General features: G+C 39.7%; 12 protein-coding genes. 6 read left to right on the top strand and 6 right to left on the bottom strand.

Features of this window, described 5'->3' with window-relative positions; all coding sequences use genetic code 11:
- Positions 1–26: 26 nt before the first annotated feature.
- The 4 genes from safA to FPV17_RS18190 form a co-directional block, all read right to left on the bottom strand.
- A complete protein-coding gene (gene safA / locus FPV17_RS18205; protein ID WP_035395046.1) occupies positions 27–653 on the bottom strand; it encodes a SafA/ExsA family spore coat assembly protein in 627 nt (208 codons plus the stop codon).
- A 310-nt stretch (positions 654–963) separates the two neighbouring features.
- A complete protein-coding gene (locus tag FPV17_RS18200; protein WP_035395048.1) occupies positions 964–1,656 on the bottom strand; it encodes a metallophosphoesterase family protein in 693 nt (230 codons plus the stop codon).
- A gap of 66 nt (positions 1,657–1,722) precedes the next feature.
- Complete coding sequence (locus tag FPV17_RS18195) at positions 1,723–2,175, bottom strand: VanZ family protein (protein ID WP_144559821.1); 453 nt, start codon at positions 2,173–2,175, stop codon at positions 1,723–1,725.
- Between the two features lie 466 nt (positions 2,176–2,641).
- On the bottom strand, positions 2,642–4,120 hold the full coding sequence (locus FPV17_RS18190) for an MDR family MFS transporter (protein ID WP_144559819.1): 1,479 nt from the start codon (positions 4,118–4,120) through the stop codon (positions 2,642–2,644).
- Between the two features lie 159 nt (positions 4,121–4,279).
- Here FPV17_RS18190 and FPV17_RS18185 point away from each other — a divergent pair, with 159 nt between their 5' ends.
- Positions 4,280–4,906 (top strand): TetR/AcrR family transcriptional regulator, encoded by a 627-nt coding sequence (locus FPV17_RS18185; RefSeq protein ID WP_144559817.1) that lies wholly within the window; start codon positions 4,280–4,282, stop codon positions 4,904–4,906.
- Positions 4,907–5,030: 124 nt separating this feature from the next.
- Here the strand turns inward: FPV17_RS18185 and FPV17_RS18180 are convergent, their stop codons facing one another.
- Positions 5,031–5,486 carry a GNAT family N-acetyltransferase gene (locus FPV17_RS18180; RefSeq protein ID WP_060704739.1) on the bottom strand — a complete coding sequence of 152 codons (456 nt, stop codon included), beginning with the start codon at positions 5,484–5,486 and terminating at the stop codon, positions 5,031–5,033.
- Between the two features lie 104 nt (positions 5,487–5,590).
- Here FPV17_RS18180 and FPV17_RS18175 point away from each other — a divergent pair, with 104 nt between their 5' ends.
- From FPV17_RS18175 to FPV17_RS18155, 5 genes are all read left to right on the top strand, one after another.
- A complete protein-coding gene (locus tag FPV17_RS18175; RefSeq protein WP_144559815.1) occupies positions 5,591–6,634 on the top strand; it encodes a serine hydrolase domain-containing protein in 1,044 nt (347 codons plus the stop codon).
- 106 nt (positions 6,635–6,740) lie between these two features.
- Positions 6,741–7,424, top strand: coding sequence for a response regulator transcription factor (locus FPV17_RS18170; RefSeq protein WP_035398005.1), 684 nt, complete (start codon positions 6,741–6,743; stop codon positions 7,422–7,424).
- Positions 7,424–8,443, top strand: coding sequence for a sensor histidine kinase (locus FPV17_RS18165; RefSeq protein ID WP_144559813.1), 1,020 nt, complete (start codon positions 7,424–7,426; stop codon positions 8,441–8,443). Before FPV17_RS18170 ends, FPV17_RS18165 begins: the two co-directional genes overlap by 1 nt.
- 65 nt (positions 8,444–8,508) lie before the next feature.
- Positions 8,509–9,192 carry an ABC transporter ATP-binding protein gene (locus tag FPV17_RS18160; RefSeq protein WP_035397996.1) on the top strand — a complete coding sequence of 228 codons (684 nt, stop codon included), beginning with the start codon at positions 8,509–8,511 and terminating at the stop codon, positions 9,190–9,192.
- Entirely contained in the window at positions 9,189–11,783 is a 2,595-nt protein-coding gene (locus FPV17_RS18155; RefSeq protein WP_144559811.1) for an ABC transporter permease, read from the top strand. The genes FPV17_RS18160 and FPV17_RS18155 overlap by 4 nt, the downstream gene beginning before the upstream one ends.
- Before the next feature lie 27 nt (positions 11,784–11,810).
- Here FPV17_RS18155 and FPV17_RS18150 read toward each other — a convergent pair whose 3' ends face one another.
- Positions 11,811–12,977 carry a GerAB/ArcD/ProY family transporter gene (locus FPV17_RS18150; protein WP_144559809.1) on the bottom strand — a complete coding sequence of 389 codons (1,167 nt, stop codon included), beginning with the start codon at positions 12,975–12,977 and terminating at the stop codon, positions 11,811–11,813.
- Between the last annotated feature and the right edge of the window lie 4 nt (positions 12,978–12,981).

Below are 12,981 nucleotides of genomic sequence, written 5' to 3'. Positions count from 1 at the left end.
ATGTGGTAAACCACAATCGCCTTTCTTTATCGACTAATGAACATTTGCGTCCAATAGTGACGATAAGAGCCTCCTTCCGCATAACCAACGCCAATTTCAGTATAGGTTGGAGACAATATATTTTGTCGGTGCCCTGAGCTATTCATCCAAGAATTAAACACAGCTTGTGCAGTTGTTTGACCAGCAGCGATGTTTTCCCCTGAAGCACGGTATTGAATGCCGAAATCGCGAATCATTTGATGTGGACTTCCGTATGTAGGAGATGTGTGACTAAAATAGTTCTTATCTCGCATATCAGCTGATTTAAATCGGGCAACACGGGAAAGTTCCCAATTTTCTCTTAAAGGCTGCAAACCATGCTTTGCACGTTCTGCATTAACGAGACGAACGACTTCTTGTTCAATGGATTGTTCTTGAGACTGCTGAGTAGGAAGCTGAATCGTTTGACCCGGATAAATCACATTTGGGTTGGAAAGCTGTGGATTCGCATCAATTATTTCTTGAACACCAATTTGGTAGCGAACCGCAATTTTCCACATTGTATCACCAGATTGAACAGTGTGTGTTGACGCTGCCTTTGCTTCTGATGAAAAACCATAGACTAAAGTGACAGACAATAAAAGTGTAGTAAAAAAAGTGAGTAATGTTTTCATAAGCCTTACTATAAGGGGGGATAAAAAGAAAAAAAAGAGGTGAGAGTTGGGTGATTATGAAAGAATGTGTATAAATGGAGAAGAAAGGATGTTTCATTTCAGTCTCTTTACAACAGTGTAACATACGAATTAAGAAAAGACGTTTTTCTTAGGTTTTTACTAAATATTACCAGAGATACTCTTATAGTCATAACATTTTTATAATTATGTCTTTATAGATGGCAATGACAATAGTAGAAAGGGAGCGAAGGAAAGCGTTTCAAATTTTATTTAAAAAGCTTGGGAAACACCCAAGCTTCCTGTGAACGAACTATTCGTGCTTTTGTTGCTCAAACCATTCATACGTACCTGTTGATGATACTCGAAGACCAAGGAGCTTCCCACCAAATACAAGACCACCGTCCATTCCAATCTTTGTTGTGCAAGATGAAATCCAGGGTTGACTCTGCGGTTCAGGATGAAGCATTTGAACAGGTGTATGGCCAAAGATAATGACTTTGTTGGTCGGATTTGTTTGATAGTGAAAGGCGTCTCTTATCCAAAGCAAATCATGTTCAGTATTTTGTTTCCAATCCGGTAGGGCTGGGTTAATACCTGCATGAACGAATAAATAGTCACCCCATTCGTAGTAAAGTGGGAGATTCTTTAGGAAATGAATTGTTTGAGGATACGCCTCTGCAATAGCACGACGTTCATCTATTTCTGTATCAGTACCTAGAAGTGAATAAATCGTTTCTTTTCCCCCGTTACGAATAAAACGTTCTGTTTGCCATTCGTTAAGCCAGTCAATAAACATCCGTTCATGATTTCCCTTTAGCGCAATTGCTCCATCTGTTTGAACAAGGGTTTGAATGAACTCAAGTACTTTTCGTGAGTCTTTCCCGCGATCAATATAATCGCCTAAGAAGACGAGTTGATCTTGTTCCTTGTCCCAATGCTGTAACAATTCATTGAGCTCATCAAAGCAACCGTGAATATCACCCACCACAAATACATTCTTCAAATAGAACCCGTCCTTTTTCTTTTCATTATAGCAAAAATGATATGGAGTTATGTAGTTCTTGATTGTTTATCGAGTAGAACGGTTTCTGCTGCTCATAAATCTTGAAATAGCTAAATAAATACCGATTCCAATCGCCGCGCCTAAACTATCAATGAGAACATCAGTTACTTGTCCACTTCGACCTGAAACAAACAATTGATGAACTTCATCAGAAATAGCATAAAGAAAGCTACAAATAAATGCTATAAAGGCTCTTTTACGCAGAGTTGTTTGATAACTAGAACGAAGAGCAATCATAAATAGCGCACCAAGAATAAGGTATGCTCCAAGATGTGCGCCTTTTCTTACAAATGTATGAATCCATTCATTTTCATGCAAGTCAAACATGGGGATGAGCGCATGAATGAATGTAAGAACGCCACCGCTTAAATGAGATGATTCCCCTCCAGGTTGGTGAGAGAGGTAAAAGATTAAAGCCATCCAAACAACAACTGCACACCAGCTACTAATTTTTTTCATAAAAAACACCTTTCAAGCAACTAAACGACATGATTATAAAAGATCTTGTCGGAGAATGATAAAACAGATCCCTGTGTATATCTGTTCGACGGTATTCCCCAGGAAATAAATGAGAAATTTCTCGCAATAAACCATTATTTCGCTAAACCCTGAGAAATAGCTTTGCTTATTGTAAAAAAAAGTGAAGAATGATACAACAACCCCTGAAGTATATCATCTGTGCTCCTTTTCAGAAAAGCAATTGTTTGTTGCTAATGTCGAACGAGCAACGAAGTGTCTATCTAGCGGCTCTTCCAGTATGTACAGCCTTCATCGTATTCAATTAAGTGACGTTTTAACGTTACATAGCACTCTGTTTTGGTTCTCTCGTAAGAGCCATTGAGCTTAGAAACACTTCCGCATGCTTTTCTTTTTCCTCATCTTAAAACGATAGTGTCGAATCGAATGCAAACAAAAAGACAAACGGTTAACCGTTTGTCTTTTTTGTTTGTGTGGTTCTTTTAACGAGTAGGGCCAATATGATTGTAATAATTGCCATATAAAAACCAGTAGAGAAACTTTGTTGAGAACCATAAGTTAAGGCTTCCACAACTTGACCTTCCGTTGCTTCAGCTAGTGTTGTACCTTGATCATTTAGGTAACTTTGCTGACCTGTCTCCATTACGGAAATAAACAGTGCCGCACCAATAGCGCCAGATACTTGCATGAGGGTGTTCATTATGGCTGTTCCATGTGGATACAGCTTCTCTGGTATTTGGTTTAAGCCATTGGTTTGCGCAGGCATCATAATCATTGCAACAGCAATCATAAGAATGGCTTGCTGGACAATGACAATCCAAACAGGTACACCAGGAACCGTAAACCGATACGTAAATACAATCGTTGCTAAAATAATTGTTCCTGGTATTAATAACGGACGTGGTCCGAATTTATCAAACAAACGCCCCATGATAGGTGACATTGCCCCATTTAATAATCCACCTGGAAGCATAACAAGTCCTGCAATAATGGGCGTGAATGCTAGTGCTCCTTGCATATAAATGGGCATGACTAGCATCATTGCAAACATCGTCATCATGACCATCATCACCATGAGAAGGCCGATGGTGAACATAGGGTACCGGAATACCCGTACATCTAATAACGGTGATTCAAGTTTAAGTTGTCGAAAGACAAAAATCCCTAACGAAACAAAACCGACGATTAAGAAGGTAAATACAGCTGGATCTGCAAAGCTCGCATCTCCTTTTCCGGCTGCACTAAAGCCATAAACGACTCCCCCAAAACCAAGTGTTGATAGTAGAAATGATAATATATCAAGTTTTGGTATCGATACTTCGGCTATATTTGTTAACACCTTTATCCCAAATAAGAGAGAGCCTAACGCAATAGGAAGAATAATAAAGAATAACCAGCGCCAAGATAGATTTTCTACGATGACACCTGATACAGTCGGACCAATTGCCGGTGCAAACATGATAACTAAGCCAACCATACCCATTGAGGCACCACGTTTTTCAATCGGAATGACTGCTAAAATAATGTTAATAAGCAATGGAATCATAATAGCTGTACCTACAGCTTGTGTTAAGCGCCCTAGAAGTAAGAGAGTAAAGAAGGGGCTTAAACCAGCAACCAATGTTCCAGTACAAAACAACGTCATTGCTGTAATAAATAACTGCCTTGTTGTAAACCGCTGCATAAAATAAGCGGATATAGGAATCAGCGTTCCAATGACAAGCATATACCCTGTTACGAGCCACTGGGCTGTACTAGATTGAATGCCAAAATCAGCCATAATTGCATTTAATGCGACGTTAAGAATCGTCTCACTTAAAATGGCAACGAAGGCACCAGAAAGAAGAACAGCAATAATTGGTATTGGATTGACAGCTTGCTTATTTGGTTCATTTGCTGCACCACTACCCTCAGCAACGATTGCCATAAAGATACCCCCTTGAATAAATATACGAACCCTTTTGTTCAGCTAAATTAGCTTATCATCATCATTTTCGAAACGCAACAGTTTCATAAATAATTGTCATGGGAATTTTTGAGTGCTACACTATGAAACAGAGATGATAGAAAAGGAGGGGGCAAGTCCTTGACGACATCGGAGAATGCAAGCGAAGAAATAAAAAGAGGCAGACCAATGGATTTAACGCGAAACCAAGTGATATTAGAGGCCACTCTTAATATGTTGGCGGATGTTGGTTATGACGGATTAACAATAGAAGCAGTTGCAGCAAAGGCTAAGGTAGGAAAAGCAACGATTTATAGACGTTGGTCTTCTAAGGAAGCTTTAGTCATTGATGCCTCTGCCTCAATCAGTCCATTTAAGACACTCTGTGAAAAGCTTGATTATAGTAAAACGTTACGTGATCAATTAATTGATTTACTATGTCTTGTATTTCGTGGTGATCACGAGCATCATCAAAAAGCACTAACTGCGATTGGATCGGCAATTCCTCATAACAAAGAATTAGAAAAAGGGCTTCACAATGATTTTTACCAACGCCATCGACGTACGATTGAATCGATTGTAAATCCTTTTTTAAAAAACGGCTGCGAACTAAAGCAAACGGATTTGGATTTATTAGCTGACATCGGGCCCGCCTTAATAACGTATCGAATTTTCCTTATTGGAAAACCATTCGATCGGGCCTATATTGAACGGATAGTTGATACGCTAATGATGCCTATTCTTTTACCATTAATGAAACAAGCGTAAAAGCTCACCAGCAGTTTATGTTGGTGAGCTTTTTGACTAGCGGTGTTCGTTACGGTACCCCATATGCCTTTTAAAGGCTATACCATCTTCACTATCGTCTGTTTCCAATGAACATAGGAGTACGTTAGTTTTTTAACAGCCCCTTGTACATGCCTGGACTAGATTCTTTGATGAGCGTTGCACCCACCGATTTTTCGTAAAATTCTGCTGGTCCAACACCACCGATAATGGCATACCCATAACCAGCGTCTTTCATCGCATGGAGTGAACGTAGTAGTAAAGCTTTACCAGCGCCTGCTCCTCTTGCTGACTCATGAACACCAGTCGGTCCAAAATAATTCTTTAACGTAGCATCATAGCACGCAAAGCCAATTAATTGTTCGTGTTGAATCGCGAGGAAGCATGATACTGGCTCGCGGCTAAATGCGACATCGCATTCATCTGCCCAGCCTTGACTAAAATTTGCTTTAATCCAATTCAAGACGACTGTTTTTTCTGGAGCTAAAGCGCGCCTGACAATAAGGTTTGCCGGAATGGATTCCTTGGGTAAAGAGTAAAGAGCTACAAGCATGTCACTCATATGTATCCCGCCTTTCTCATACTTATTATTCGGTAAAAATCATTGAATTCCTTTTACTTACTTACGTACATGAAGCGTAAAAATTAAAAAGAAGAGGTGGTAGGATGATAAACGTTAGACGTTATCTAGAAAAAGAGATTTCTCGTCAGACGATACCAGGAGTTGTGTTGAGTATTTCAAAAAAAGATCGCACCCTTTTGCGTGAGGCATTTGGTTATGCGACCTATTACCCCGTTAAAGAAAAGATGACAACTCAAACGCGTTTTGATTTAGCTTCCTTAACAAAAGTAGTTGTCACCCTGCCATTAATACTGCGATTAATGGATAAACAATTCTTACATTTAGATACGAAAATAAGCCGCTTTTTCCCTTCTTTTCAAGAAGACAAACATCCTATTACTGTAGAGCACCTGCTGACGCATACATCTGGTTTTCAGGCACATTATCCTTTTTATGAAGGTGGTGAAGGTCAGACGGTTGTAGACCAAATGGGTGCAATGGCTCTTGTACACCAACCAGGTAAACGAGTGATCTATAGTGATTTGAATTTTATGTTACTTCAGCATATTGTTGAAAACGTCACAAAAACAGATTTTGTCACATTCGCGAATGAACAATTATTTCGACCTCTTTCGATGAATGCGACTTCATTTAATCCTATAGATGGACACTTTGCTTCCACAGAATGGGACAACGCTACCAAGCGCTATTTAAATGGTATTGTGCATGATGAAAATGCGCGCTTCCTCGGTGGAGTGAGTGGCCACGCTGGGCTGTTCTCGACAATTGAAGATTTAGAGAAATATGCGAGGATGATTGAAGGCAATGGTAAAGTAGGTGAAAAGAGCATCATTAGTGAATCGGTCGTAAGGGATTCAAAGCGTTGTCGAACAGAAGGGTTAAATGAGCGCAGGGGATTAGGATGGATCATGAAAGATCACGGATACGCTTCTTGTGGCGCTGATTTCACATCTTTTTCGTATGGGCATACAGGTTTTACCGGCACAAGTATGTGGTTCGACCCGCTAGATGGTCTTCGTGTGATCCTACTGACGAATCGCGTTCACTTTGGTAGAGAGAATCGCGAGATCAGTCGAATTCGAGCAGAACTACATGATTTGATTAAAGAGGAAACCAATGGGATGTAAAGAGCCTTTCTCTTTATGTCCTTTTTACATTATTGTAGTAATCGTCGAGATGTAATAGGATAATGAAGGAAGAGACATAATTTTTCAAAAAAAGGAAGCGTTTCGAGTGAAATTATTATTAGTAGAAGATGATGTCATCATTGTGTCAGGTTTAGAGTACACGCTTCAACAAGAAGGATACGACGTCATCGTTTTTAATACAGTGGAAAAAGCCGCTTCATTTATTCAACATCATGTGGAGACAATTGATGTTTGTCTATTTGATCTTAATCTTCCAGATGGAACAGGATATGACCTTTGTGCTTTAGTGAAGCAAAAGTGCGATATTCCTGTTTTGTTTTTAACGGCGATAGATGATGAAGGGAATGTTGTGAAAGGGTTAGATATGGGGGCAGATGACTATATAACAAAGCCCTTTCGCGTGAAGGAGTTAGTAAGTCGTTTAAGGACGGTGTTAAGAAGGTATGAGCGTCAAAGTCAGAGAACGGAAATGTATCCTTTTGGTCCAATTGAGATTCATCCCTTAGAAGGGAAAGTGTATAGACAGCAGCAGGAAATTCATGTGACCGCACTAGAGTTTCGATTGCTCATGATTTTTGCTAAACACATCGGTCAAGTGTTATCACGTGATCAATTGCTTCATCTGATATGGGATTCAGCAGGTGAATTTGTTCATGATAATACATTAACAGTTTACATTAAACGGTTAAGAGAAAAGATTGAGGACGATCCGCAAAAGCCTAGGTTAATCATAACCGTTCGCGGCTTAGGGTATCGGGTGGGCTCGTAATGTTTCGGAATAAAAAGTTACGACATAGTACAAGTTGGATCGTTGGATTAGGGATTGTTTTAACGATTGCTGTAAGTCGAGAATCGATTCTACTCGCTGTGATTACTGCAATGGTCGTAGGAATCATTACGTTTATCCATTTACTCTATTCCTGGCAGCGGTATAAGGAAATGGAGCGCCTTTCTCTTTATTTGCAAAAAATGGCTGGAGGGGTGTTTTCTCTCGATGTCCGTGATAACGATGAAGGCGAGTTAAGTATTTTAAAAAACGAAATATACAAAATGACACAAATGTTATCGGAACGAAGGCTACAGGCTGATGAAAGCAAAATAAAACTCGCTGAAGCCTTAGCCGATGTCTCACATCAATTAAAAACACCTCTCACAGCAATGACGGTTATGACCGATTTATTGGCGCAAGAAGACGTACCAAAGGAAAAAAAAGCCGAGTTTTTAGGGAACGTCTCGAGCCAGTTAATTCGAATGGAATGGCTCGTGACGTCTTTGCTTAAGCTATCAAAAATTGATGCAGGCGCCATAACGTTTTCAAAGGAACCAGTCAATGTTCAACGTTTAGTTGATGAAACCGTTTCGCCTTTCGCTTTTCAAATACAGGAAAAGCAGCTTGTTTTGAAAAAAGTTGGTGATTATCAAGCTGTAATTGTTGTCGATGTTCGATGGACGAAGGAAGCACTGATTAATATTGTGAAAAACGCAGTCGAGCACACCGATACAAGAGGGGTTATAACAATAACCGTTACCGATACAATTCTTTATACGGAGATTGCCATACATAATAGTGGTGATCCCATACAGGAGAAGGATCTTCCTCATATTTTTAAACGGTTTTATCAGGGGGCGAACGCACAAAAACAAAGCGTTGGCATCGGCTTGGCTTTAACGTATCATATTGTGACCAAGCAAGAAGGGGCGATTCATGTAGAATCTGCCAGCCGAAAGGGGACAGTATTTACTGTTCGTTTTTATCATCAACATGAAAATGACAAAACTGTCACTTAACCTGTCACGCTTACGTCACTTTAGACAATTATACTATGGGTAATAAGTTTTCTGGGGGAATGAACGTGGAGATGTTAAAAGTAGAAAATTTGTCTAAAGTGTACGGAAAAGGTGATACCGCAGTGAAGGCTCTTGACGACGTTTCTTTTTCAGTTACGAAAGGACAATTTGTGGCGATTATCGGGCCATCTGGATCTGGGAAGTCTACACTATTACATTTATTAGGTGGTGTTGATCGACCTTCAAGTGGGAACGTTCTAGTTGATCAAACAAATATGTATGAGTTAGACGAAACACAGCTTGCCATTTTTAGAAGAAGACAAATAGGATTAATTTATCAATTTTATAATCTTATCCCCATTCTTACGGTAGAAGAAAACATGACGCTACCCATTTTACTGGATGGGCATAAAGTGGAAGCTGAACGTTTAAACGAGATGGTCAGTCGACTCGGGCTAGAGCAACGATTACATCATTTACCAAATCAATTATCTGGTGGTCAGCAACAGCGGGTATCGATTGGTAGGGCGCTTGTCAGCAACCCGGCGATTATGCTTGCCGATGAACCGACTGGAAATTTAGATAGTAAAAACAGTAAAGAGATTATCGACTTATTAAAATATTTTAATCGCTCGCTAAAGCAAACCTTAATTGTCATTACTCATGATGAACGAATCGCTTTACAGGCTGATCGGATTATTACAATTGAAGATGGGAAGATTGCCAGTGACGAGGTGACTGGTCGATGAACATCGTTAATAAACTAACGATCCGAAATCTACAAAAAAACAAAAAACGCACCATCGTAACCTTATTCGGAACCATTATTTCAGTGGCAATGATTTTTGCTGTTACAACGATTGCTGCCTCTATGATGGATTTGCTGCAACGAAATGCTATTTCAAACACTGGTGAATGGCATGTGGCGTATGAAGACGTTAGTGGGCCTGAAGTAGAAGCGTTGCGGACATTTGATCGAACAAGTGAGTTAATTCTCCATAACAAGTTGGGATTCGTAGAAGAGGACGCGAGATCGTCTGACGAAAATAAATCGTTTCTGTTTATAAATGAATTTAACGAAGCAGGTTTTAATTATTTTCCGATTGAGCTTTCATCTGGCAGGTTACCTCATTCATCGAAAGAGTTAGTGCTTTCTACAGCAGTGGAAGAAGCTTTCTCCCTTGGCGAGACAATCACATTAACGTATGGAAATCGCTTTGATGAAGAGGGGCTCTTTTTAGATGAGTATTCTTTACCTGAGGGAACATATGGTACGGATGGTCAATACATCCCCAATGAAGAAACGTTAGAGATTACAGGTGAACGTGAATTTACAATTGTTGGCTTTATTGAGGTACCATCTTGGGAACCAGCATGGGGTCCAGCTCATACGGCCATTACAATGTATGATGAGAAAGAACTAGTCTCTGAAACCGTATCAGCAGGACTGATTGTTGTGGATCACGTTAATCGCTCTCTTTATGGGGATGTGAAAATCCTAAATAAGGAGCTAGGGAAGGATGCTAGCTTTAATGATGAACTGTTACGTTATTATGGATTAACCCTTAATGATGAATTGCAATTAACACTTTATACAGCAATCACCATCATTTTAGTCATTATTGTCATCGGGTCTATCTCGCTTATTTTTAATGCATTTGCCATTTCAGTTTCTGAACGCTCGCAGCAGTTAGGGATGCTATCGAGTGTGGGCGCTACTAAAAGACAAAAACGTAATTCCGTCTATTTTGAGGGAGTACTTATAGGAGCCATTAGTATCCCCATTGGCCTATTAGCAGGCTATACTGGCATTGCTATCACGTTCCATTTCATTGACGGCATGTTTCAATCGACTCTAGGAATAGATCAAGAGTTGTACGCTGTTGTTACCCCAACGGCTGTTCTGGCAGCATTGGCTATATCCATTGTAACCATCTTCTTCTCGTGTTATGTACCGGCAAGAAGAGCATCAAAAATTTCTGCCATTGATGCAATTCGTCAAACACATGATGTTAAATTAACAAAAAAAGTGCTGAAAACCTCTAAGCTAACAAAATGGTTATATGGTATGGAGGCAGAACTTGCATTAAAAAATTTAAAGCGAAACAAAAAGCGCTATTATATTACTGTGTTTTCATTAATTGTGAGCATTATTTTGTTTCTTTCTGTTACCTTCTTCACTTCAACTATGACACAATCGATGATGATGACCCAGCAAGATCCTCAATACGATATCTCGGTGTATTCAGAGGAGGGTGAACGTGACTATGAGAGTATATTGACGGACCGAGAGGCAATGGAGCGTGTTCAAACAGCTCAGTTAATCACATCGGTCACAGTTATAGGTGATGTGAGGGAAGCGCAAATTCCTGAGCGACTGAAAAGAGACATCGACACATGGGGACAAACGATTGAGGAATTTGACTATACCGTTGATCTAATTGGCTTAGATAAAGCGTCCTATGAAGCGATACTTGGTGATGCTACTGAAACAGGCGAGCAGAGAAGTGCAGATAATACGGTGCCGGCAATTGTACTAGAAACGATCCAATACCCTGACGATGACGCAGGACAGTACGTGCAGACGAATGCGATTGATACGTCCATTGGCGACACGATTCAATTGATTCATCAAGATTGGGACGACGAAAATGTAAGAACCCCGCTTGCGCCAGTCGAAGTGATTGGATTGACTGATGAACGACCGTTAAGCGTTGGAAACGTGTATTTAGGGAATCTCGTTCTAATGATGGAAACGGAAACGTTGGAAGCACTATTGGCAGACATAGAAGATGATAGTGTGGGTTACGAGCAACTTTACCTAAAAAGTGATGATCCAAATGAAACTGCAGCGGCCATTGAAGCATTGGGTAACGGTCAATTACAGACATATAATTTTTATGAACGGGTTGAAAGTGACTTGCAGATGGTGGTCGTCGTTAGTGTATTTACGTACGGATTCATTGCCCTTATAACGCTTATATCCGTTGCGAATATTATCAACACCATTTCAACAGGTGTAGGTTTACGTAAAAGAGAGTTAGCGATGTATCGATCTATTGGCATGACGCCACATTCATTTAGAAAAATGATTCGTTATGAAAGTCTTTTTTATGGCATTCACTCGTTGATCATCGGCTTACCACTTAGTTTGGGAATTATGTATGGCATGTATCATACGATGGTAGGAAGCTTTGTCTATCCATTCACAATTCCATGGGTGGCAATCATTTCTGTTATCATAGCTGTGTTTGGGATTGTCACTTTTGCAATGAGGTACGCTTCATCGAAAATGAAGAAAGAAAGTATCATTGATGGCCTGAAGCAAGAGAATAGTTAAGTAAAAAGAACTGAAGTCACTCTGGCTTCAGTTCTTTACATTTGATGAAGCAGGCCCTGTAGATAGAGGTTTTTTTGAGTGACTTGGATAGAGAGGTAATTTTTTTCTTTTTCTTTTTATGATACCAATACTAACAAGGAGTAAGGGAATACCAAAGCCGGAAAGAATCGATTGTGGGATGCTCACAAATCGATAGAATTCTCTTTCTTGTACGACACTGTCAAACATGGTGACGCCAATAAATAAAAGCAACATACCCATAGGCATTAAAAGCGCTTTGCTATCTTTTAACTTAAATAAATGCGAAATGCCTTCCATTATAGCAAATAGATAGAGCAACAAATTAAAGTAGATGGAAATAAACCATAAAATCGTTATGGTTGCTTCAATCCTCTCAAGAAACTCACCTAATTCGATTCGTTGAGCAAGGGACAAAGCAGGGTAAAAATCTCTGCTCGTTACTTCGGGAGACATAACGGTTATGCAAAGAAAAGTCATAATGATAAGAATGGTACATCCGATGGAATAACCAATCCAAAGAGCCCTCTCTCCATTTTTAATTGAGGTGAGATACTTAGGGAAAATGGTGAGTTGTATCACGACGTTACAGACGACATTACCCATGAAAAAAGAGAGTGCATTTATGCTATCGGAAAAATTTGACTGCATAACAGGTTGCACCATTTTTATATCCACATCAGGTACATTTAAACCTATTAATAAGAGTAAAGGTGGTATAAAAAACACACTAATTAAAGTAGCTGTCCGAGCAATTGGTTCAATGCCACAGTATACTCCGTAAACGATGATGAGTATACACATTAAATAGATGGCGAATGGTGGTGTACCTGGTAACAAGAAATTACCAATAAAGCCCACATTGTAAGAGACAATGGCAGGAAAATGAAAAAGAGGAAAAAGTAAAAATAGAGCAGTAAACACTTTTCCAACTTTTTTTCCGAACACCCAATCATTCATATGATAAATGGTCCCTTTAGGGTTCCAGCGTGCAATCATCGTATAAAGAAAGACGATAGGAATGCCAATAATGCTTCCGATAATTGGGAATAACCACGCATCTTGTCCTACGAAAAAAGCCAAAGTAGCAGGAATACCAAGGAGGGCGGTACTGCACGTTGCATAAATAACAATGAACGTGTAAGCAACAGCGGTGAACGTGTGATTAGATTTCATTTTA

It is taken from the genome of Shouchella miscanthi (genome assembly GCF_007725405.1).
In the GTDB taxonomy this organism is placed as follows: Bacteria; Bacillota; Bacilli; order Bacillales; family Bacillaceae_D; genus Shouchella; species Shouchella hunanensis.
This window is presented reverse-complemented; position numbering and strand designations above follow the sequence as displayed.